General features: G+C 74.5%; 19 protein-coding genes. 9 read left to right on the top strand and 10 right to left on the bottom strand.

The genetic code is table 11. The annotated features are described in order from the left end of the window. Positions 1-51 precede the first annotated feature (51 nt). Positions 52-1,314 carry a LacI family DNA-binding transcriptional regulator gene (locus IE321_RS14480; RefSeq protein ID WP_229916402.1) on the top strand — a complete coding sequence of 421 codons (1,263 nt, stop codon included), beginning with the start codon at positions 52-54 and terminating at the stop codon, positions 1,312-1,314. A gap of 43 nt (positions 1,315-1,357) precedes the next feature. Here the strand turns inward: IE321_RS14480 and IE321_RS14475 are convergent, their stop codons facing one another. Further along, entirely contained in the window at positions 1,358-2,992 is a 1,635-nt protein-coding gene (locus IE321_RS14475) for an amidohydrolase (RefSeq protein WP_190223172.1), read from the bottom strand. A 204-nt stretch (positions 2,993-3,196) separates the two neighbouring features. Here IE321_RS14475 and IE321_RS14470 point away from each other — a divergent pair, with 204 nt between their 5' ends. Continuing rightward, the gene (locus tag IE321_RS14470) at positions 3,197-3,934 is read left to right on the top strand and encodes a TetR/AcrR family transcriptional regulator (RefSeq protein ID WP_190223171.1); all 738 of its coding nucleotides are present in this window, start codon (positions 3,197-3,199) and stop codon (positions 3,932-3,934) included. Positions 3,935-3,941: 7 nt separating this feature from the next. Here IE321_RS14470 and IE321_RS14465 read toward each other — a convergent pair whose 3' ends face one another. The 5 genes from IE321_RS14465 to IE321_RS14445 form a co-directional block, all read right to left on the bottom strand. Beyond that, entirely contained in the window at positions 3,942-5,534 is a 1,593-nt protein-coding gene (locus IE321_RS14465; RefSeq protein WP_190223170.1) for an IclR family transcriptional regulator domain-containing protein, read from the bottom strand. A gap of 109 nt (positions 5,535-5,643) precedes the next feature. Further along, positions 5,644-6,099 carry a MaoC family dehydratase gene (locus tag IE321_RS14460; protein WP_190223169.1) on the bottom strand — a complete coding sequence of 152 codons (456 nt, stop codon included), beginning with the start codon at positions 6,097-6,099 and terminating at the stop codon, positions 5,644-5,646. Positions 6,100-6,117: 18 nt separating this feature from the next. Continuing rightward, positions 6,118-7,647, bottom strand: coding sequence for an acyl-CoA synthetase (locus tag IE321_RS14455; RefSeq protein ID WP_190223168.1), 1,530 nt, complete (start codon positions 7,645-7,647; stop codon positions 6,118-6,120). 10 nt (positions 7,648-7,657) lie between these two features. Continuing rightward, entirely contained in the window at positions 7,658-8,527 is an 870-nt protein-coding gene (locus IE321_RS14450; RefSeq protein WP_190223188.1) for an amidohydrolase family protein, read from the bottom strand. Between the two features lie 11 nt (positions 8,528-8,538). Continuing rightward, the gene (locus IE321_RS14445; protein WP_107063336.1) at positions 8,539-9,450 is read right to left on the bottom strand and encodes an SDR family NAD(P)-dependent oxidoreductase; all 912 of its coding nucleotides are present in this window, start codon (positions 9,448-9,450) and stop codon (positions 8,539-8,541) included. Positions 9,451-10,147: 697 nt separating this feature from the next. Here IE321_RS14445 and IE321_RS14440 point away from each other — a divergent pair. From IE321_RS14440 to IE321_RS14425, 4 genes are all read left to right on the top strand, one after another. Then, entirely contained in the window at positions 10,148-11,002 is an 855-nt protein-coding gene (locus IE321_RS14440; protein ID WP_264202501.1) for a PaaX family transcriptional regulator, read from the top strand. A gap of 567 nt (positions 11,003-11,569) precedes the next feature. Beyond that, positions 11,570-12,964: an NAD(P)/FAD-dependent oxidoreductase gene (locus IE321_RS14435; protein WP_190223167.1), complete on the top strand. Its 1,395-nt coding sequence runs from the start codon at positions 11,570-11,572 to the stop codon at positions 12,962-12,964. 82 nt (positions 12,965-13,046) lie between these two features. Continuing rightward, complete coding sequence (locus IE321_RS14430) at positions 13,047-14,312, top strand: MFS transporter (protein ID WP_190223166.1); 1,266 nt, start codon at positions 13,047-13,049, stop codon at positions 14,310-14,312. A 25-nt stretch (positions 14,313-14,337) separates the two neighbouring features. Next, positions 14,338-14,985: an HAD family hydrolase gene (locus tag IE321_RS14425; RefSeq protein ID WP_190223165.1), complete on the top strand. Its 648-nt coding sequence runs from the start codon at positions 14,338-14,340 to the stop codon at positions 14,983-14,985. Between the two features lie 31 nt (positions 14,986-15,016). On the opposite strand, the gene IE321_RS14420 is transcribed toward IE321_RS14425, so the two are convergent. Both IE321_RS14420 and IE321_RS14415 read right to left on the bottom strand, forming a co-directional pair. Beyond that, positions 15,017-16,600 (bottom strand): right-handed parallel beta-helix repeat-containing protein, encoded by a 1,584-nt coding sequence (locus IE321_RS14420; RefSeq protein WP_190223164.1) that lies wholly within the window; start codon positions 16,598-16,600, stop codon positions 15,017-15,019. Positions 16,601-17,016: 416 nt separating this feature from the next. Then, positions 17,017-17,799, bottom strand: a complete 783-nt coding sequence (locus IE321_RS14415; protein ID WP_190223185.1) for a 2-phosphosulfolactate phosphatase — start codon at positions 17,797-17,799, stop codon at positions 17,017-17,019. An 83-nt stretch (positions 17,800-17,882) separates the two neighbouring features. On the opposite strand from IE321_RS14415, the gene IE321_RS14410 reads away from it, so the two are divergent. Continuing rightward, complete coding sequence (locus IE321_RS14410) at positions 17,883-18,314, top strand: VOC family protein (protein WP_043228606.1); 432 nt, start codon at positions 17,883-17,885, stop codon at positions 18,312-18,314. 96 nt (positions 18,315-18,410) lie between these two features. On the opposite strand, the gene IE321_RS14405 is transcribed toward IE321_RS14410, so the two are convergent. Continuing rightward, complete coding sequence (locus tag IE321_RS14405) at positions 18,411-18,920, bottom strand: MarR family winged helix-turn-helix transcriptional regulator (protein ID WP_190223163.1); 510 nt, start codon at positions 18,918-18,920, stop codon at positions 18,411-18,413. Between the two features lie 108 nt (positions 18,921-19,028). Between IE321_RS14405 and IE321_RS14400 the strand changes: the two genes are divergently transcribed. Both IE321_RS14400 and IE321_RS14395 read left to right on the top strand, forming a co-directional pair. After that, positions 19,029-19,709: a hypothetical protein gene (locus IE321_RS14400; RefSeq protein WP_190223162.1), complete on the top strand. Its 681-nt coding sequence runs from the start codon at positions 19,029-19,031 to the stop codon at positions 19,707-19,709. A 238-nt stretch (positions 19,710-19,947) separates the two neighbouring features. Continuing rightward, positions 19,948-21,171, top strand: coding sequence for a GNAT family N-acetyltransferase (locus tag IE321_RS14395; protein WP_190223161.1), 1,224 nt, complete (start codon positions 19,948-19,950; stop codon positions 21,169-21,171). A 233-nt stretch (positions 21,172-21,404) separates the two neighbouring features. On the opposite strand, the gene IE321_RS14390 is transcribed toward IE321_RS14395, so the two are convergent. Beyond that, positions 21,405-21,806, bottom strand: coding sequence for an STAS domain-containing protein (locus tag IE321_RS14390; RefSeq protein ID WP_190223160.1), 402 nt, complete (start codon positions 21,804-21,806; stop codon positions 21,405-21,407). Positions 21,807-21,947: the final 141 nt, after the last annotated feature.

Genomic DNA, 21,947 nt, shown 5'->3' with positions numbered 1-21,947 from the left:
GCTTTGCGGGAACGGTTTTGCAATGGTCAGCGGGGTGGCACCATCAGCCGCATGACCGAAGCCTCAGAGCATGACGGAGCGACCCCGGAGCGTGGCGCGGCGGTCCCGGGGCAGGACGGACACGGCGGAGGGACGGGGGACGCGGGAGTCGGGACCCGGACCCGATCCGGCACCGGAGCCGGAGCCGGAGCCGGGACCGGTGCCGGGGACGGAGCCGAAGCCGAAGCCGGGACCGGTGCCGGGGACGCGGGTGCGTGGGCCGAGCGTTCCGGCGCCGCGCGCCACGGCCGGGCCGCCGCGCCGCCCGTGCCGCGGGTGCGGCTCGTCGACGAGGCCCGCGAGGCCGGCCTGTCCAAGACCACCGTGTCGGCGGCCCTGAACGGCACCGGCCGGCTCTCCCCCGAGGTCCGGGAGAAGGCCCGCGACACCGCGCGCCGCATGGGCTACCGGCCCAACGCCACCGCGCGCCAGCTGCGCGCGGGACGGGCCCGGCTGATCGGCTACGTCGTCGGCGAGCTGGCCGACACCCCCTGGACCTTCCTGGAGTCGCCGTACTTCGCCCGCCTCACGGGGGCCACCGCCGCCACCGCGCTCGCGCGCGGCTACGCCGTGGTGCTGCTGCCCGCGGGATCGCTCCAGAGCGAGTGGGCGGCACTGCCCCTCGACGCCGTGGTCGTCGCCGACCCCGTCGCCGACGACCGGATCGTCGAGGACCTGCTGGCCGCCCGCATCCCGGTCTTCAGCGACCGGTCCGTCGAGGGCCGGCCCGGCGCCCACTGGGTGGACGTCGACGCGACCGCCGTCGTCGGACAGACCCTGGACCACTTCCACGCCCAGGGCGCCCGCCGGCCGGTGCTCGTCGTCCCCGACAGCACCACCCGCTTCCACCGCGAGGTCGACGCGGCGCACCGGGCGTGGTGCGCCGCGCACGGACTGCCGGTGCTGTCCGTACGGGCCGCCGAACCCGGCAACGGGCCGGTGATCCAGGCCGTGGAGACCGCCCTCGGAGTCGGTCCCGACCGCCCCGACGCCCTCCTGGTGGTCGCCGAGGCCAGCCCGCCGCTCGTCCTCGACGCGGCCCGCCGCATCGGCTACGACGTCCCCGGCGACCTCCTCCTCGCCTGTGTCAGCGAGGACGAGACCGCCGTGCACACCGAGCCGCCGGTGACGACGCTGAGCCTGCGCCCGGACGCGGTCGCCGAGGCGGGGATCGCCCACCTCGTCGCCGTGCTGGAGCAGGGCCTGCGGGAGACCGGCGGGGCACTCGTGCCGGTCAGGCTGGACGTCCGGGCGTCCTCCGTGCGGAGGGGGTAGGACCGGACGGGACCCGGCCTCCGGGACCCCGGTACCGAGTGCGTCAGCCCCCGTGCACCAGCGTGCCGCCGACGTAGGTGCGTTCCACCCGGGCCTCCGCGATCTCGTCGGCCGGTGCCGCCAGGACGTCGCGGTCGAGGACGACGAGGTCGGCGAGGTTGCCCGGCATCAGGCTGCCCGCGTCGTCGTGCCCGTTCACGTGCGCCGTGCCGGCCGTGTAGGCGGTGAGCGCGGAGAGCAGGTCGATGCGCTCCTCCGGGTAGAAGACCTTCCCGTCCGGGGACTCCGGGTCGCGCCGGTTCACCGCGACGTGGATGCCCTCGATCGGGTTCGGGCTGGAGACGGGCCAGTCGCTGCCCGCGGCCAGGGTCGCGCCGGCCCGCAGCAGCGAGCCGAACGGGTACTGCCAGGCCGCCCGCTCCTCGCCGAGGAAGGGGATCGTCAGGTTGTCCATCTGCGGCTCGTGCGCCGCCCACAGCGGCTGGATGTTGGCGATCGCGCCGAGCGCGGCGAAGCGGTTCAGGTCGCTGGGGTGGACGACCTGGAGGTGGGCGAGGTGGTGCCGGTTGCCGCGACGGCCGTTGGCCGCGACGGCCGCCTCGATCGCGTCCAGCGCCTCCCGCACGGCGCGGTCGCCGAGCGCGTGGAAGTGCACCTGGAAGTCGAGGGCGTCGAGCTCGGTGACGTAGCCGCGCAGCGCCTCCGGGTCGACGAAGCTGAGCCCGGTGTTGGCGGTCGCGCAGCCGCAGCCGTCGAGGTACGGGGCGGTCATCGCGGCGGTGAAGTTCTCCGCGATGCCGTCCTGCATGATCTTGATCGAGGTGGCCTTGAACCGGCCCGCGTTCAACTGCTTTCGGCGGTCCACGAGTTCCGGGATCTGCTCCGCTCCGCGCTCGCGGTCCCACCACAGCGCGCCGGTCACCCGGGCGGTCAGGGAGCCGTCCTGGGCCGCCGTCAGGTAGGCGTCGGCCGGGTCGGACATGCCGTTGAAGGAGCCGAGCAGCGCGTCCTGCCAGCCCGTGATGCCCAGCGAGTGCAGCACGCGCTGCGCCCGGAGCAGGCCCGCGAGGCGGTCCTCGGCGGTGCTCGGCGGCACGAAGCGGGAGACCAGGCCGGTCGCCCCCTCCTGGAGCGTGCCGCTCGGGGTGCCGTCGGCCTCCCGCTCGATCCGGCCGTCCGCCGGGTCGGGGGTGGCGGCGGTCAGACCTGCCAGCTCCAGGGCGCGGGTGTTGGCCCAGGCGCCGTGGTGGTCGCGGTTCGACAGCAGGACGGGACGGTCGGGGACGACCGAGTCCAGGAGCCCGCGGGTCGGCATGCCGCCCTCGAAGCTCTCCATGGACCAGCCGCCACCGGTGATCCACTCGCGGTCCGGGTGCGCCTCGGCGTAGGCGCGGATCCGCTCCAGGTACTCCGCGACGTCGACGCTCCCGGTGAGGTCGCACTCGGCGAGCTCACTGCCGCCGCCCACCGCGTGGATGTGGGAATCCTGGAAACCGGGCAGCAGCAGCTTGCCGGTGAGGTCGACCACCTCGGTGCCGGGGCCGATCAGTTCGCGCACCTCGTCGTGGCCGACGGCCGTGATCCGGTCGCCGGTGACAGCGAGCGAGGTGGCCCGGCTCCGCGCCGGATCCAGGGTGAGGACGGGGCCTCGCGTGAAGACGAGATCGGCCTGGGCCATGAGGCGGCTCCCTTGCTGCGTCGCGCCGGAGGGGCGCGGGGCGGACGACGGCGGCCGGGGCGCGGGGCGCCGCGCGGCAGGCGTCGGACGGAGGTGCACCGGCTGCGGCGGCCGGATCGTACCGGCGCCGCCGTTCAGGTGACGGGCGTCATGGAAGCCCGCGAGCCGTTTACACGTCAATGGTGTTGACGTAAGGTCCCGGCCATGTCCGCACGTGTCGTACCCGAAGGAAGCCGGCAGCGCCGCCGGCCGACCAAGCAGGGCGCCGTCCTCTCCGAACGGCTCATCGTCGACACCGCGCTGCGCCTGGTGGCCCAGCACGGCGCCGAAGCGCTCTCGGTACGGAGACTGGGCGCGGCCCTCGGAGCCGATCCCAGCGCCCTCTACCGCTACTTCCGGAACACCGACGCCCTGCTCCTCGCGATCTGCGACGAAATCATCGGGCGGGCGCAGGAGGGCTGGGAGGCGAGCGGGGACTGGCGCACCGACCTGCGCGCGATGGGGATGCGGATCCACGGCTCCTACGTCTCCCAGCCGCAGGCGGCCCTGCTGGCCGCGCACCGCACGACCGGCCGCCCGAACGAGACGGGGGCGGTGGAGAAGATCCTCGGCATCCTGCGGGACGGCGGCTTCCCCGACCCGCTGGCGGTCCGTGTCTACCACGCCTTCGTCGACCAGGCGCTGGCCTTCGCCGCCCAGGACGCGGCCGCCTCCGCGCTGCCGAAGGCGGCGGGCGAGGCGGACACCGAGGTGTGGGGGGACGTCTACGGCCGCCTTCCCACGGAGACCCATCCGAACATCGCGGCGACGTACCCGCTCCTCGTCGCCGACATGCGGGACAGCGGCTACCCATTCGCCCTGGAGCTGATGCTGACGGCGCTGGAGACCCTGCACCCGGACGCGGCCGGACACCCCAGGAAGGCACGCAGACAAGCACCCTGACGGAGCGTCACGCCGTCGGTACCGGAGCGTGCCGGCCCACCGCCGCCAGGTCCGCCGAGATCCGGCCGGACGCCTCCCGCAGCTGCGGGAGGAGCGTCGCCAGGCTCTCCTCCGGGGAGCAGCGGCCCGCGTTCAGGGCGACGTTGAGCGCGGCGACCACCCGGCCCGCCCCGTCGCGCACCGGCACCGCGATCGAGCGCAGGCCCTCCTCCAGCTCCTCCTCCACCCAGCCGAAACCCCGCTCCGCGGTCGCCGCCACGGCCCCGCGCAGCTCCCCGGCCCCGGTCAGGGTCCGGGGCGTCAGGGCCTCCGGGACGAGCCGCCCGAGCCGGGCGTCCCGCTCGGCCTCCGGCAGCGCGGCGAGCAGCACCCGCCCCATCGAGGTCGCGTACGCGGGCAGCCGGGTGCCCACCACGATGTCGATGTGCAGGAGCCGGCTGCCCGCCACCCGCGCCACGTACCGGATGTCGTCCCCGTCCAGCACCGCCACCGACGCCGACTCGCGCACGCTCCGCACCAGCCGGACCAGGTGCGGGGTGGCGATCTCGGGCAGGGTGAGCGCCGAGAGCCGGGCGTGACCGAGGGCCAGGACGCGGGGGAGCGGGACGAAGCCGTCGGCGTCCTCCCGCACGTACCCCAGGTGGCACAGGGTGAGGAGCGACCGCCGGGCGGTCGCCCGGGGCAGTCCGGAGAGCCGGGCGAGGTCGGTGAGCCGGGCCGGTCCGCGTACGGCTCCGAAGGCGCGCAGCACGTCAAGACCCCGGGCCAGTGACTGGAGGAACCCGGACCCCAGCTCCTCCTTGAACCCGGCCGTGCCCACCCCGACCCCGCCCCCGGGCCCGGCCGCCGGGTCGGGCTCCACCGCCCGGTCGGGTCCGGTGGCGAGCGCCGCCTCCATCGCCGCGACCGTGTCCCCCAGCGGCGGCAGCGCCAGTGCCTCCAGAGCCCCGGCGTCGCGCCGGCTGGTGTGGCTGACGACGCTCACCGCGCACACGACGGCCCCGGCCGGATCGCGCACCGGCAGGGCGACGGAGACCAGTCCCGGCTCGATCAGCTGGTCGTCGACCGCCACGCCCCGCTCGCGCGCCCGCGCGGCCCGCGTGCGGAAACCGGCGTCGTCCGGGTGCCCCGCCCAGCGCTCCTCGTCCCACCCGGCGGCGAACAGCGCGCCGGGCGCGCAGCCCGCGGCCGGCAGCAGGTCCCCCGGCCGGAAGGCGATCGCCACGGCGCGGCGCCGGTTCGCCTGCGCCAGGAAGCGGACCCCGTCCCCGTCGGGCAGGGCCAGGGACACCGCCTCGTCGAGCAGCTCGGCGAGCGCGGCGGCGTGCGGGCCGAGGAGCGCGGGCAGTCCGCAGGAGTCCAGGTAGGCGTTGCCGAGACCGGCCGCGCCGGGTGCGAGCAGCAGGTCCCGCCCCTCGGCCCGGAGCACCCCGAGGACGGTGAGCGTGGTGGCGACACGGTCGACCGTGGACCGCGCCAGCCCCGTCGTGCGGGCGAGGTCGCCGAGCCCCCGCCGCCCGCCGTCACCGGCGGCGACGGCCTCCAGCACGGCGAGCCCCCGCTCCAGGGGGCCGACCACCTCACGGGGCCTGGTCGTCATGGTCCCTCCCCTTCCTCCGCCGGACGCGGGAGAACCGTACCCGGTGCGCGGGCACGCCTCGGGGGCGGTCGCCGGTGCCGGCGACCGCCCCCGAGGCGTGTGCTGCGGGTCAGGCGTAGAAGCGGTAGACCGCCTGGGCCACGCAGGCCGGCTTCTCGGAGCCGTCGATCTCGACGGTGAGGTCGACGGTGACCTCGACGCCGCCGCGGACGTCCTCGACCGAGGCGATCCGGCCGTGGGTGCGGATCTTCGAGCCGACGCGGACGGGGGAGGGGAAACGGACCTTGTTCAGGCCGTAGTTGACCGCCATCGAGACGCCCTCGACCTGGAGCAGCTCGCTCCACATGGGGATGAGGAGGGAGAGCGTGAGGTAGCCGTGGGCGATGGTGCCGCCGAAGGGGCCGGTCGCCGCGCGCTCCACGTCGACGTGGATCCACTGGTGGTCGTCGGTGGCGTCGGCGAAGGTGTCGACGCGGGACTGGGCGATCTCGACCCAGGAGCTGTGGCCGAGGTCGGCGCCGGCCCGGGCGCGGATCTCGTCGATGCCGTGGACGGTGAGGGACATGGTGGTTTCTCCAGAGGGTCAGTCGGTGGGGGTGCTGCCGTAGCGGTCCCGGATCGGGCCCTTCAGCAGCTTTCCGGTGGCGTTGCGGGGCAGTTCGGGGACGAGGACGAAGCTCCGCGGGATCTTGTAGCGGGCCAGCAGGCCCTGGAGGTGGGCGAGGAGTTCCCCGGCCGTCGGCGAGGTCCCGGGGCGCAGGACGACGACCGCCCGCCCCACCTCGCCCCAGCGGGCGTCGGGGACACCGATGACGGCGGCCTCGGCCACGTCGGGGTGCTGGAGCAGGGCGTCCTCGACCTCGGCGGGGTAGATGTTCTCCCCGCCCGAGATGATCATGTCCTTGAGGCGGTCGACGAGCGTGACGTAGCCCTCGGCGTCGACCGTGGCCACGTCGCCCGACCGGAAGCGCCCCCCGTCGCGGAAGGCCGCGGCGCTCGCTTCCGGGAGGTTCCAGTAGCCCGGGGTCACGTTCGGCCCCGAGACGACGACCTCGCCCTTCTCGCCCGGTGCCGTCTCCGTGCCGTCCGGGCGGATCACCCGCACGTCGGTGAAGAAGTGCGGCACGCCCGCCGAACCGGCCTTGCGGGCCGAGTCCGCGCGGTCCAGGACCAGGGCGCCGGGCGACGCCTCGGTCATCCCGTACCCCTGGACGAAGGCGAGGCCCCGCTCCAGGTACGTCTGCGCCGTCCGGGTCGGCACGGGCGCGCCGCCGCACAGCAGCAGGCGCAGACTGGTCAGGTCCGCCTCCTTCCAGCCGGGGGCGGACGCCATCGCGTCGTACATCGTCGGCACGCCGAACAGCGCGGTGACGCCGTGGAGTTCGATCAGGCGCAGGGCCCGCTCGGCGTCGAAGGCGGACTCCAGGAGCACCGTGCCGCCCTTGAGGAGGGTCGGCAGGCAGCTCATGTTGAGCGAGCCGGTGTGGAAGAGCGGGGCGCTCACGAAGGCGACCTCGTCACCGGCGATGTCGGTGTCCACGACGACGTTGAGGCTGTTCCAGACGATGTTGCCATGGGTGAGGACGGCGCCCTTGGCCCGGCCCGTGGTGCCCGAGGTGTACATGATGAGGCAGGCGTCGTGGTGCCCCACCTCCTCGTCGATCGGCTCCGCCGACGCGGCCGCGAGCAGCTCCTCGTACACCTGGCCCGGTCCCTCGCCCTCGACGGAGAGGAGGGTGGCGAGCCCGGCGGACGCGGCCAGTTCGGCGGCCTTGCCGTCCGGCTGCCGGGCGTGCACCAGCACCCGGCTGCCGGAGTCCGTCAGCTGGAAGGCCAACTCCGGCACGGTGAGACGGTTGTTGAGGGGGACGAAGACCGCGCCGAGGATCCCCGCGGCGAACAGCGTCTCCAGATACGCCGGATGGTTCGGGCCCAGGAAGGCGACCCGGTCCCCGCGCTCCACGCCCGCGTCCCGCAGGGCGTGGGCCAGCCGGGTGGAGCGGTCGTGGAGCGTCGCGTAGTCGTACGAGCGCCCCTCGTGGAGGAGGGCGGTGCGGCGGGGAGTCCTACGGTTCCGGCGAGCCGGCCAGGACCCGATGCCCTGATTGCGCATGGCGTGTCCCTCAGGTGGTGGTGAGGCCGAGCAGGCGGGCGGCGTTCTCCTTGAGGATCTTCGGCCGGACCTCGTCCTTGAGGGGCAGACCGGCGAAGTCCGCGAGCCAGCGGTCCGGGGTGAGCAGGGGGTAGTCCGAGCCGAAGAGGACCTTGTCCTGGAGGAGGCTGTTCGCGTAGCGGACGAGCTGCGGCGGGAAGTACTTCGGGGACCAGCCGGACAGGTCGATGTGGACGTTCGGCTTGTGCGTCGCCACCGCCAGCGCCTCGTCCTGCCAGGGGAAGGACGGGTGGGCGAGCACGATCCGCATGCCGGGGAAGTCGGCGGCGACGTCGTCCACGTCCATCGGGTTCGAGTACTTGAGCCGGATCCCGCCGCCGCCCGGGGCGCCCGCGCCGATGCCGGTCTGCCCGGTGTGGAAGACCGCGATCGCGCCCGCGTCCTCGATCGCCTCGTACAGCGGGTAGGCCATCCGGTCGTTGGGGTGGAAGGCCTGGATGTTCGGGTGGAACTTGAAGCCCTTGACCCCGAACTCCTCGACCAGACGCCGGATCTGACGGACCGCCGCCTTCCCCTTGAACGGGTCGACGCCCGCGAAGGGGATGATCACGTCCGGGTTCTCGGCGGCCGCCTCGGCGATCTCCTCGTTCGGCACCGGCGGGGTGCCGGTCGCGGACTCCGCGTCCACGGTGAAGACCACGCAGGCCATCGACCGCTCGCGGTAGTAGGCGGCGATCTCCGGAAGCGTCGGGTGCCGGTGCTCGGCCTTGAAGTACGCGCCGGCCGCGGCGTCCAGCTCGGCCGAGAGCGAGGCCCCGCCCTTCGCGGAGACCTCCGCGTGGGCGTGCATGTCGATGGCGACGAGCGCGTCGAGGTCCATCACGGCGCCGCTCACAGGACCGGGGCGGGGATGCCGTAGGTCTCCGGGGCGCGGCCGACGGAGACCGGCCAGGCGGCGGCGATCGCGTCCGCGCTCCAGCCGCCGTCGGCGTACGCCACCGCGATCTCCTGCGGGTGCGACCAGAGGGCGAGCTTGTCGCCGCCGATGCCGATGCACTGGCCGGTGACCCCGGCGGAGGCGTCCGAGGCGAGGAAGGCGACCAGGCCGGCCACGTCCTCGGCGGTGCCGAATCCCTCGCCCTTGCGCAGGCTGTCCGGGAACGGCGTGCCGTCCTGCTCCAGCGCCTCGATGTGCGGGGCGAAGACCGGGATGGTCTTGGTCATGGCGGTGGCGGCGACCGGGATGACCGCGTTGGCGGTGATGCCGGCGCGGCCGAGCTCCATCGCCCAGGTGCGGACCATGGCCGCGATGCCGGCCTTGGCGGCGGCGTAGTTGGTCTGGCCGAAGTTGCCGCGCTGCCCGGCGGGGGAACCGGCGACGACGATCCGGCCGCCGTCGCCCTGCTCGCGCATGCGCTCCACGGCGGCGCGGACGCAGGTGAAGGTGCCGCGCAGGTGCACCTGGACGACGGTGTCGAAGTCCTCGTCGGTCATCTTCCAGAGCACGCGGTCGCGGAGCACACCGGCGTTGGTGACCATCGTGTCGATGCGGCCGAAGCTGTCGACGGCACGGGCGACGAGGGCCTCGGCGGCCTCGGTCGAACCGACCGGCACGACCTCGGCGACGGCCCGGCCGCCCGCCTCGGTGATCTCCTTCACCGCCGCGGCGGCGGCCTCCGCGTCGACGTCGTTGACGACGACGGCCGCGCCGGCGGCGGCGAGCGAGCGGGCGTAGGCGAGGCCGAGTCCGCGGCCGCTGCCGGTGACGACGGCCACCTTGCCGGTGAGATCCACCGGGTTCACCTGGGGAGTGGTCATGACGGGGTCCTTCCCGTGAGTCGAGGGACGCCGGGGGCGGGGCGCGGGATCCCCGCCTCGCACACGCACCGGCGGCGCCAAAGCTAGGCAACTTCTCGTCTGTGGTCAAGAAACTGCCGAATATTCGTTCTGAACCCTCCTCCCGGAAGACCCGCCCCCCTACGCTGTCCCCGTGACCCCACCCGCCCCGCCGTGCGCCGCGCAGAACGCCCCGCAGCCCCCCGGGAAGCCCACGCGAAGCTCCGGGCGGTCTGCCCCGCGCCCCTCGGGGGAACCCCCGCGAAACACGGCGCAGACCGGCCCGCGAACCCCGCGGAGGGCTTCGGGGGGCGCCGGGGAGGGCGGCCCGGATTCCTCGCGGGAGGCTTCGTCGGGTGCCGCGACGAGCGACCGGCGGCCCCCGCGGGAGACCTTGTGGGGCGACGGGGAGGGTGGCCCGGAGTCCTCGCGGAAGGCTCGGCCGGGAGCCACGACGAGCGCCCCGGAGTCCTCGCGGGAGGCTTCGGCGGGTACCGTGCGGAGCGACCGGCAGCCTCCGCGGGAGACCTCCCGGAGCGCCGGGCGGAACGAGGCGCAGCCCCCGCGGAGGGCTTCGGGGGGCGCCGGGGAGAGCGGCCCGGAGTCCTCGCGGGGCTCCGCGCGGAGCGAGGCGCAGCCCCTGCGGGAGGCCTCGCGGAGCACCGTGCGGCGCGCCCCCGACGTCGAGCCCGACGCAGGGGAACGCGGCTCCGCGCCGCGCCCCCAGTCCCTGATGCTGAGCTTCTTCGGCATCCACGTGCTCGGCACCGGCACCGCGCTCTCCTCGGCGAGCGTCATCGACGCCCTCGCCCGCGCCGACGTCGGGGAGGACGCCGTCCGCTCCACCCTGACCCGGATGGTCGGCAGGGGACTCCTCGACCGGCACCGCCGCGGCCGCCGCATGTACTTCTCGCTGACCGGCCGCGCCGCCGCCGTCCTCGCCGACGGCGAGGAACGCGTCCGGCGCACGAGCGCCGTCAACCGCGCCTGGGACGGCACCTGGACCCTCGTCGGCTTCTCGCTCCCGGAGTCCTGGCGCCGGGAGCGTCACGACCTGCGCTCCCGGCTCGTCTGGGCCGGCTTCGGCCCGCTCCAGAGCGGCCTGTGGGCGGCCCCCGGCCGCGTGGACGTCGCGCCCGTCGCGGCGGAGCTCGGACTCGGCGACCGTATCAGGGCCTTCCACGGGCAGGCCGCCGCGCCGACCGAGGCCGGCCCCCTGCTGCGCACCGCCTTCGACCTCGACGCCATCGCCGCCGACTACCGCGCCTTCCTCGCCCGCTGGAACGACGACGGCCCCGCCCCCGCCGACGCCCACGACGACCTCGGGCGCCGGCTCCTGCTCCACACCGACTGGCTGGAGCTCGTCCGCCGCGACCCGTACCTCCCCGCCGAACACCTCCCCGCCGACTGGCCGGCCGAGGAAGCCGAACGCACCTTCCGCACGCTCTCGAAGCGCTACGAACCCGGCGCCCGCCACACCGCGGAAACCCTCCTCGACCGCTGGGACCCGAAGGACTGAGACCGCGACGGGGACTCCGGCGGGACCGGGGACGCCGCCGAGTCTGGGGACGCCGTCGAGCCTGAGGATGCCGCCGAGACCGGAAGCCCGTGCGGCCTGACTGGTTCCCGTCCTGCTGGGCCCGGTCGGTCCGTGCGCGTCAGACGCTGGCGGGAGTGACGCGTCCCTGGCCCGCGCGGGGCGGAGTGGTTTTCGCCCCGGAGCGTGGGGGGCTGAGCGACCCCATCCCTGACCTGGGCCTGAATGCGGCCCCCGGCCCCCCGGCCCGCGTGGGCCCGACGGGCTTCCCGTCCAGGCCCAGCGGGGGACTGAGTACGGCTCTCGCCCCGGCCTGCGTGGCCCGCCCCGACCGTCCTGCCTCCACGCCCGGCCCGCGTACGCCCGACCATCCTGCCGCCACACCCCGCCCGCGTACGCCCGACCGCCCCGCCTCCACACCCCGCCCGCGTGGGCGCCATCGCCCTTATGTCAACACCATTGACCTTGTCCCGCACCGCCGGGTCTCATGGGCCGCACCTCGGAAGGAGCTCCGCGACCGAGCTTCTCCGCGATCCGAAGGACACCCCCATGGACCACCTGCACTCGCTGCGGGACGCCGCGCCGGCTCCGTTCTGGCTCGACGATCCCCGCCGGCCCCAGGCCGAACCCGCCCTCGTCGGAGGCACCACCTGCGACCTCCTGGTCGTCGGCGGCGGCTACTCCGGCCTGTGGACCGCGCTCGTCGCCAAGGAGCGCGACCCGTCCACCGACGTCGTCCTCATCGAGGGCGAGGAGATCGGCCACGCGGCGTCCGGCCGCAACGGCGGATTCTGCGAGTCGAGCCTCACCCACGGCCTGGGCAACGGCCTCGACCGCTGGCCCGACGAGATCGGCACCCTCGAACGCCTCGGCCGCGAGAACCTCCAGGCCATGGAGGACGCCATCCGGCGGTACGGCATCGACTGCGACTGGGAGCGCACCGGCTCCCTCACCATCGCCACCGAACCCCACCAGGTCGAGTGGCTCACCGAGGAGGCCGAGACCGCCGCCCGCCACGGCGCCGACACCGCCCTCCTCGACGCCGACGCCGTCCGCGCCGAGATCGACTCGCCGACCTTCCTCGGCGGCATGTGGAACAAGAGCGACACGGCCATGGTCAACCCGGCCCGCCTCGCCTGGGGCCTCAAGCAGGCGTGTCTCGGCCTCGGCGTCCGCATCCACGAGCACACCCCGGGCCTCTCCCTCGACGAGCACGGCGCCGTCGTCGCCGTCCGCACGCCGTACGGCCGGGTCACCGCCCGCCGCGTCGCCCTCGCCACCAACGCCTACCCGTCGCTGCTGCGCCGCCACCGCCTCTACACGGTGCCCGTCTACGACTACGCGCTGATGACGGAGCCGCTGAGCGAGGAGCAGCTCGCCGCCGTCGGCTGGAAGAACCGCCAGGGCTGGTCCGACCCCGCCAACCACTTCCACTACGTGCGGATCTCCGCCGACAACCGGATCCTGTGGGGCGGCTACGACGTCGTCTACGACTACGCCGGCCGCGTCAGCGCCGAGCGGAACCGGCGTCCGGAGACCTTCGCCACCCTGGCCCGCAACTTCTTCGGGACCTTCCCGCAGCTGGAAGGGCTGCGCTTCAGTCACGCCTGGGGCGGAGCCATTGACACCAGCACCCGTTTCTGTGTCTTCTTTGACACGAGTCACCACGGCAAGGTCGCGTACGCCGCCGGCTTCACCGGCCTCGGCGTCGGCGCCACCCGCTTCGGCGCCGAGGTGATGCTCGACCTGCTGGCCGGCGCCCGTACCGAGCGCACCTCCCTCGCCCTCGTCCGCCGCAAGCCGCTGCCCTTCCCGCCCGAGCCCGCCCGTTCGATCGGCATCGGCATCACCCAGCGCTCGCTCACCCGGTCCGACCGCAACGAGGGCCGCCGCGACCTGTGGCTGCGCACCCTCGACCGCCTCGGCCTCGGCTTCGGCAGCTGATCCGTCCCGTCCCACCGGCACGACCGTCGTGGGGCGCTCCTCCCGGGCGGCGCACGCCCCCCCACGGCCGAGGAGCACCACCATGAACACCACCCCGGAGACCGTGCCGACCGCCCCCGGCGAACCCGCCGGCGCCGCCGCGGTGCCCCTCGGCAAGGGCCCCCTGCTCCGCCTGATGCCCATGCTGACCGTCGCCAACGCGGCGATGTACATGGTCTACATGGGCATCGGGGCGGTGCTGCTCCCGCTCCAGGTCGAGCAGGTCGACCCCGCGAACAAGGTCGCCAACTTCGGCCTGGTCGCCGGTGTCGCGGCGATCTTCGCGACCGTCTTCAACCCCCTCGCGGGCGTGCTCTCCGACCGCTCCGGCCGGCGCAACCCGTGGATCCTGGGCGGCGGCCTCGCCGCCCTCGGCGCGCTGGCCCTGCTGGGCCAGGCCCGCAGCGTCCTCCTCGTCGCCATCGGCTGGTGTCTCGTCCAGGCGATGATGAACATCTACCAGGCGGCCCTGACCGCGGTGGTCCCCGACCGCGTCCCCGTGGAGCGCCGCGGCCTCGCCTCCGCGATGGTCGGCATCGGCACCCCGATCGGCACCGCCGTCGGCATCTCCACCGCCGCCGTCTTCGTCCCCGGCGACATCGCGCTCGGCTACCTCGTGATGGGTGCGGTCATCGCCGTCTCCGCGGTCCTCTTCACCGCCGTCGTCCGCGACCAGCGCCGTCCGGCGGTCCGGTCGGTCCCGCTGCGCGGCCAGTTCCGCGCCTTCGCCGTCACGCTCAGGTCCGCCGACTTCCGCTGGGTCTTCATCGGCCGCTTCCTGATGATGCTGGGCTTCTTCGCGGTCTCCCTCTTCCAGATCTACATCCTCCAGGACCACATCGCGCTTCCCGCGGGCCTGGAGCCGGAGGAGGCCGTCGCCTTCATCGCCCCCATCGACGCCGGCTTCACCCTCCTCGCCACCGTCCTCGGCGGGGTCCTGTCCGACCGGACGGGCCGCCGCAAGCCGCTGATCTTCGTCTCCTCGGCGCTGTGCGCCGTCGCCATGCTCGTCCCGGTCGTCCGTCCCGACTGGACCGGCATGCTGATCTTCACCGTCCTCATCGGCCTCGCCTTCGGCTCCTACCTCGCCGTCGACACCGCCCTCGTCACCCTCGTCCTGCCGTCCGCCGGCGACGCCGCCCGCGACATGGGCGTCCTGAACGTCGCCAACGCCGGACCGCAGATCATCGCCCCGTTCCTGGCCTCGGCGATCGTCGGCTCCCTCGGCTACGACGGCCTGTACGTCATCGCCGCCCTGATCACCCTGGCCGGCGCGGTGTCGGTCTTCTTCGTCCGCAACGTACGCTGACCCCCGGACCCGGAGGGAGGCGGCGATGGACGGCCGACTGCTGCACGTCTTCGACATGGACGGCACCCTGCTGAGGGACACCTCGGCCAGTCTGGAGATCGCCGCCCGGCTCGGCTGCCTCGACGAACTCCGCTCCCTGGAGGCGGAGTTCGCCGCCGGGATCATCGACACCCGCGGCTTCGCCGCCGCCCTGTACGGACTGTGGCGGGAGCTGACCCCCGCCGTCGTCGCCGAGGCGTTCGACGGGGCGCCCTGGATCGGCGGCCTGGCGGAGGTCCTCGCGGACATCCGGAGCCGGGGCGACCGGGCCGTCGTCGTCACCATGTCGCCGGACTTCTTCGCCGGCCGGCTGCGCGGCCTCGGCGTCGACGACGTGGTGGCCTCGGGCTTCCCGCCGCCGCCCTTCCGCGCGGCGCCCGATCCGGCCGGGATCCTCGTCCCCGAGGACAAGGTGACCGCCGTCGACCGCCTCCGCGCCGCCCTCGGCCTCGGCCGCGACGCCTGCGTGGCCTACGGCGACTCCGGCTCGGACGTGCCGCTCTTCTCCGTCCTGCGCCACACCGTCGCCGTCAACGCCACGCCCGGGCTCCGCGCCCTGGCCGCCACCGGCTACGACGGCGACGACCTGCGGGCCGCGTACGCCCTGGGCAGGGAGCTGCGCGCCCGCGCCTGAACGGCCGGGCGCGGGCGCGCGGTGCGTGCGGTCACCAGGTGACGGGCCTGCCCCCGAAGGTGACGGCCAGCGAGCCGTCCGAGGCGAAGGACCACGCGAGGGCGCCGGCGTAGTTCGCGCAGCGCGAGCCGTTCGTCCCGGACCAGAACTGGTTCGACGCGTCGACGTCGCCGACGAGCTTGTCGTTGGTGCCGGAACTCGTGCCGCGGCAGGACGTGTTGCCCCGGAAGACCGAGGTGCCCGCCTCGAAGGTGTAGTTGCGCTGCGCGTTGTCGACCGAGATGTTCTCGGAGACCTTCAGCGAACCCGGGTTGCTGTTGTACGTGAAGCCGTGCTTGCCGTTGCGATAGGCGATGCTGCGCCGCACGACGTGGTCGACGGCGATGGACTCCCCGCCGAGCTTGTAGCCGTTGCGGTCGCCGTTGGCGTTCACGGTCCCGTCGGAGAGGGTGCCGTTGGTGTACGCGAGGGAGTACTCGACCGTCACCGGGTCGATCGCGCCCGTGTCCGGCTTGGTGTAGAGGTCCCAGCCGTCGTCGATGTTGTGGTGGGCGACCGCGTTCCGGAAGACGTTGCCCGGCCCGGTGGTCAGCTTGGCGGCGAAGCCGTCGGCGTTCTCACCGGCGGCGTCGGCGTTGTCGTGCGACTCGACGCTCACCATCAGGTTGCGGGCCGGCCAGCGGTCGCGCGGGGTGGTGGAGGCGATCCGCCCGAGCTGGAGGCCGGTGTCGCGGTTGAAGCGGGTGACCGTGCGCTCGATGACGTTGTCGCTGCCGCCGACGTAGATGCCGTTGTCGCCGGCGCGCTGGACGATCAGCCCCTTCACGTGCCAGAAGTCGCCGTTCAGCGCCAGGCCCCGGTTCGAGGAGGACTCGGCCATCGCGGAGAAGTCGAGGACCGGCGTCTCGCCCGGGTAGGCGGCGATCGTCTTGCGGGCGGCGGAGGTGCCGTTGTTCCCCGCCGCGACGGTGACGGTCTGCGCGTGCGCGTACGTGCCCCCGCGCAGGTAGATCGTGCCGCCGGCCCCGATCCGGGTGATCGCGGAGGCGAGCGTCGTCGGATCGGCCTGCGTACCGGTGGCGCCCGCGGTGCCGGCCGGTGACACGTAGAGGGCGGGACCGGACGGGGCGGGGGAGTCGTCCGTGGTGAGCTCGACGTGGTCGACGTTCGGCAGCCCGGCGGCGGTCGTCGGGCTGAGCCGCACGGTGTTGGTGCCCGCCACGACCGGCACGGTGAAGGTCTTCGACGTCCACCCGGTCCAGGTGCCGGTGGACCCGAAGGACGCCCCCGCCGCCACGGTCGATCCGTTGACCACGACATCGGCCGGCCGGGCCGTGGTGGTGCCGTTGGCGAACCGTACGGTGAGCGTCGCCGTCCCGGCGGCGGGCGCCGTCACGGCGAACTGCGCGTACGCGCCCGCGGCGTTGGTGCCGTTGCAGAAACCGCTGCCGGAGAACCCGGTCCAGTCGGAGTCGATCGTGCCGGTGCAGACGGCGGGCAAGGTCTCGGCCTCGTACCGCCCGGTCGCGGCCTGGGCGCCGCCGGCGGCGGCGAGCGTGACGAGGGTGCCGGCGACGAGGCCCACGCTCAGGGCGAGGGGAGTGGTGCGACGCATCAGGTGTCTCCTGGTGGGGGAGGCGGCTCGGACACAGGGGAGAAAGCGCTTTCTCGGTGCTGGCGACGACGCTAGGGCGGGTGTCGGAGACACGTCAATATGCGGGTACGTGATTGCTGTTCATGGACATGAACGAATGGCCCCCTGTCCGTCGCCCTGGGTGGGGGGTCGTTCCTGGCCCTGTGCGGAGGTCATCCGTGGCCCTGCGCGGAGGCCGTCCGTGGTCGCGGCGGAGGTCGTGCGGGGGCGTGGAGCGGGGTGAGGCGGTGCGGAGGGAAGCGGTGATGCAGAGGGGAAGGGGTGATGCAAAGGGGAGGGGGTGATGCTGAGGGGGAGGGGGTGATGCTGAGGGGGAGGGGGCGGCGTTGAGCGGAAGGGGCGGTGTGGTGCGGAGGGGGTGCGGGCTCCGGTGCCGGTCAGTGGGGCGTGTGGGGGCGCAGGACCATGAGGCCGTCCTCCAGGGTCGCCGCCATGGCGAAGGGGAAGCGGTCGAGTTCCAGGCAGAGGGCGACGTCGTCGGCGTGCGCGCCCTCGCGGATCCCGGTCGCCAGCTCGACGGCGGCCCGCGACGCAGCGGCGCGGCGGAGGTAGGGCGCGGCGCGGTCGGCGGTGGAGCCGGGCGCGGTGGTGGTGTCCGTGGCGGGTCCGGTGGTGGCGCCTGGTGCGCCGGCGGTTTCCGTGGCGGGTCCGGTGGCGGTCGCGGCGGTCGTGTCGGGTCCGGTGGCCCGGTGGGCGATGTACTCGGCGCAGGCCAGGTCCTCGTCGGCCCGCCCGTCCTCCCCGGTGACGACGAACGTGACCTCCTCGTACCCGCCGGCCCGCAGTACCCGCGCCGTCGCCTCGGCCACCACGAATCCGGCGCAGAGCACGAGCGGGGCGTGCTTCACCGCGAGGGCGCCGACCGTCCCGGCCGTGGTCTTCTGCACGACCGTGCGGCCGGACAGGTCGGCGGAGCGGAGCAGGCCGGGCGAGTTGACGAGATCGAAACCGGGGGCCGGCGGCCCGTCCTTCAGCGCCACCCAGCCCGGGTGACGGCCCGTGAGCGCCAGCGCGTCGGCCGTCGACTCGGCGAGCACGATCTTCTCGGCGCCCCGGGCGAAGGCCCAGGCGGCGACGGTGTACGCGCGCATGACGTCCACGACGACGGCCACGGAGGGGACTTGGCGGACTCGGGAGATGGGGAGGAAGTGGGCGTCCATGCCGGTGATCATCGCTCACGGGCTCCTGAGGGCGCCGCGAATAATCCGGGAGACGACGGAAAGGCCGCCCCTATGATGACCGGATGTCGTTGATCAAGAAGGTCCAGATCACTTTCGATTGCGCGGAACCGGAGCGCGTCGCCCGCTTCTGGCGGTCGGTGCTCGGGTACGACGCGCCGCCGGCCCCGGAGGGTTTCGACTCCTGGGACGAGTTCGACCGCGGGACCCCCGGACGCCGGGGCGCGGACTGGGCCGCCATCCCTCCGGTGGGCGACGAGCCGCGCCTGTACTTCCAGCGGGTTCCCGAGGGCAAGGTCGCCAAGAACCGGGTGCACCTCGACGTCCGGGCCGGCACCGGACTCGTCGGCGACGAGCGTCTGGCCGTACTGGAGGCCGAGTGCGCGCGCCTGGTCGCGCTCGGCGCGGTCCACGACCAGACGCTGTACGCGGACGGCGAGAACGAGTCCTGCATCAACATGCGGGACATCGAGGGCAACGAGTTCTGCCTCGACTGACGGCTGGTCGCACCCGCCCTCCTTCCCGGGGGAGGAGGGCGGCGGGCCGCGTCGCCGAGCGGGCGCCGGCGCGCTCGCGTCGGGCCGGGCGCCGGGTCAGGCCCGGCCCGTGGGCTCCTCGTCCTCCCGCTCGGCGTTGGCGATCATGCGGCGCAGCACCTTGAGCGCGGCCACGTACTCCTCGTCGCTGACGCCCTCGTGGACCACGGCCCGCTGCTCGGACACGAGCGCGCGCAGCCGCGCCCTGGCGGCCTCTCCGTCGTCGGTCAGCTCCAGTCGCCGCCGGGCGTCGAGGCGAACCCAGCCGCGGTGCGTCAACTGGTCGATGACCCTGCCGATCTCATGGGGCCCGTCGGCCAGGGGCGTCAGTTCGTCGACGACCTCCCGGCGGCTCGGTGCTTCGGGGCGGTACCGCACGTGGTTGAGCACCCAGTACTGCGGCTGCGTGACGTCGACCCGCGCCATGGTGTCGCGCAGTCGTCGGGTGACCGCCGCGTGCGCGAGGCCGCTCCAGTAGCCGACGGGCTGCGTGGCGAGCAGGTCGTCGGTGGCGGCGGGGTCGGCCGGAGCCTGGTCGGTCCGAGGGGTGTCGGGCTGCGATTCCATGATCACGACGCTACCCCAGCGCTGTGGGGCGTCGAGGAGGAGAGCGAGGCCGCGACGGTGAACGGGTCGTGCGGAGGGCCGTCGGATCCCACGGAACCGACGCCCCTCATGCGGGAGTTGCTGCACCGTGTCGAGTGGGCCGAGCGGGCGCTCGACGCGGGACGGTGGCGGCCCGGGCCGGGGGACTCCGCCGCCGGGGCCGCCGTACGGGCACGCCTCGCGGCCCCGCTTCCGGCGCGCCCGGACGCGGACGCGCGGGACCGGCGGCTCCAGAGGCTGCTGCGCACGGTCCTGCACCACCTGGACGGGGGCGCGGTCAGCCCGCCCGCCGCCGCCCTGCTCGCCGCCATGGCACGCGCCTTCCTGCCCTGGCACGCCTTTCCGAACCCGCCCGTCGCGGCGGCGGCGCCGGCGTACGGGACGCCGGTGTGCGCGGCGGACGGCACGGCGGCCGTCCCGACCGGTGCCGGCGAGGCTCTACTGCCCCGTCTGATCGGCCTGTTCACGGTCCTGGCGGCGCCGCCGGTGCCGGGGGCGGTGCCCCGTACCCCCGTGATCGGGCCCTGGCGGATCGTGCACGAGGGCCGGTTCCGTCGTCACGGCAGGCCCGCCCCCGGGGTCTGGACGGCGGAGACCGTCCACTGCCCCGGGTGCGGAGCGGCGGACGGCCCGTGGAGGGTGACGTGCGACTGGCGGGTCGCCGTGCTCGGCTGCGCGTGCGGCGCCGAGACCCGCGAGCACGGCCTCGCCTTCTCCGAGATCTGGCTGCCGTCCGCGGTGGACGGATGAGCCACGGCGGTCAGGCGGACGGGCGGACGGGCGGCCCGGCGGCCCGTGCGGTCGGACGGCCGGTCTGGAACGCCCGGCCGATGATGCCGCGCCGCACCGGCAGGCCCGTCCACCCGGACGCGACCACCCCCACCCCCTTCGAACCGTTTAACCGTTTGACCCGGCCCCGGACCGCCGCTGCACTGGGTCCCGGACGGAACCGCGACGTGCGGTGCCGCCGCACGGGGAGGAAGCGGCAGTGACGGAGATTCGGTCCACCGGCGACGAGGACCTGGGCGTCTTCGTCGACACCCTGCATCGCGCGTTCGGGCTGTTCCCGGAGACCCCGGGGGAGGACGGCTCGGGCGTCTGGTGGTCGGCGTTCGAGATGGACCGGAGCCTGCTGGCGCTGGCGGAGGACGGCCGGCCGGTGGGCACGGCGGGGGCGTACTCCTTCGAGCTGACCCTGCCGGGGGAGACCGTCGTGCCCGTCTCGGGCGTCACCGCCGTGGGCGTCCTGCCCACACACCGACGGCAGGGCGTCCTCACCGCCATGATGCGACGTCAGCTCGGCGACCTGCGGGCGCGCGGCGAGGCCCTCTCCGTGCTGCTGGCCTCCGAGGCCGTCATCTACCGCCGGTTCGGCTACGGACCGGCGACCTCCACGCAACGGGTGACCGTGCCCCGCGACCGGGGCGCCTTCGCCCGGCCCCGCGGACTCGGCCCGGCCGACGGCGGCAGCGGTACGGTCGAGGTGCTGCGACGGGCCGACTGCGGCGCCCTCCTCGAAGAGGTCTACGAGCGGTACCGCCGCACCCAGCCCGGCGCGCTCGGACGGCCGCCGCACTGGTGGGCGCGGGGCGCGGGCCAGCCACCGGTCGCGGCGGCGCCGCGCTACGTGGCGGCGCACCGGGACGCCCACGGGGTGGCCGACGGCTACGCCACCTACACCGTCGACTCCGGGACCCTCACGGTCGACGAGATCATCACCGTCGACGACGCGGTCTTCGGCGAGCTGGCCCGGTTCGCGCTCGGCCACGACCTCGTCACCAAGGTCGTCTTCAAGCAGGTCCCGCCTGGCCATCCGCTGCGCCACTGGCTGGCGGACTTCCGCGCCGGGCAGCTGACCGACGACACCGACTGGCTCTGGGTGCGGCTCCTCGACGTCCCGCGCGCGCTGACCGCGCGCGGCGGCTGGCTCGCGGACGGGGAACTGGTGCTCGACGTCGACGACCCGTTCCTGGGCGAGCGCGGCCGCCACCTGCTGACCGTCCGGGACGGCAAGGCCGAGTGCACCCCCACGGACCGGGACCCGGACCTCACCCTGGACGTGTCCGACCTGGGCTCCCTCTACCTCGGCGGCACGACCCCCGGCACGCTGATCCGCGCCGGTCACATCCGGGCCCACCACCCCGAGGCGGCCGCCCGGGCCGACGCCCTCTTCCGTACGGAGCGCCCGCCGCACTGCCTGCACTGGTTCTGAGGGCGCCGCCGGGGCGCTCCGAAGCCGACTGGGCCTGGGGCGACGCCCTCTTCCGTACGAGGAGCGCCCGCCGTACTGCTTGCACTGGTTCTGAGGGGCCCCGGGGCGCTCCGAAGCCGGCGACCTGGGACGACGCCCTCTTCCGCGCGGGGAACGCCCGCCGCACCGCCTGCACTGGTTCTGAGGGGGCGCCGGGGCGCCCGGGGACGGCCGTCCGAGGACGGCGACCGGCCTCAGGCGTCCTCGGGCCAGGCGTCGCTCCGCCATTCGCGTTCCTCGACGCCCCGGTCCCGGTGGGCGGCGAGCGCGGCGGCGAGGTCGCCGTGCACGGCGACGACCACCTTCCCGTCGCCGAAGCCGGAGCCGCCCGAGGGCGCCCCGCTCTCCGGCACGGCGGCCAGTTCGAGGCCCCGTCCCTCCGCCGCGAGCCGCAGCGCGGCCTCCGACACGGCCAGGCGGCCGCCGTCGGACCACCCGCGCAGCCCGGTCAGGTCCAGCACGACGGGGCCGGTGCCCCGTGCGACGGCCCAGCCGACGGCTCCCTGGAACCGCCCCACGGCCTCCTGCCCCAGGAAACCGGCCAGGGAGAGCACACCGAGGCCGGGGTGGATCGTGTAGCGCCACTCGATGGTCATCGTCGTCTCTCCTCGCTCCCGGCCATGTCCCGGCCGTCCGCAGCATCCTCACCCGAGACCCCGCCCCCGTGCACGACGGTCCACGGATCGGTCACCCGTCCCGAGAAGCGGACACCGGCGGTCCGGCCGGCGGGCGGTCCG

It is taken from the genome of Streptomyces hydrogenans, from assembly GCF_014656075.1.
Lineage (GTDB): Bacteria > Actinomycetota > Actinomycetes > Streptomycetales > Streptomycetaceae > Streptomyces > Streptomyces hydrogenans.
The sequence above is the reverse complement of the archived record's forward strand: the minus strand, read 5'-3'. Positions and strand labels throughout refer to the sequence as shown.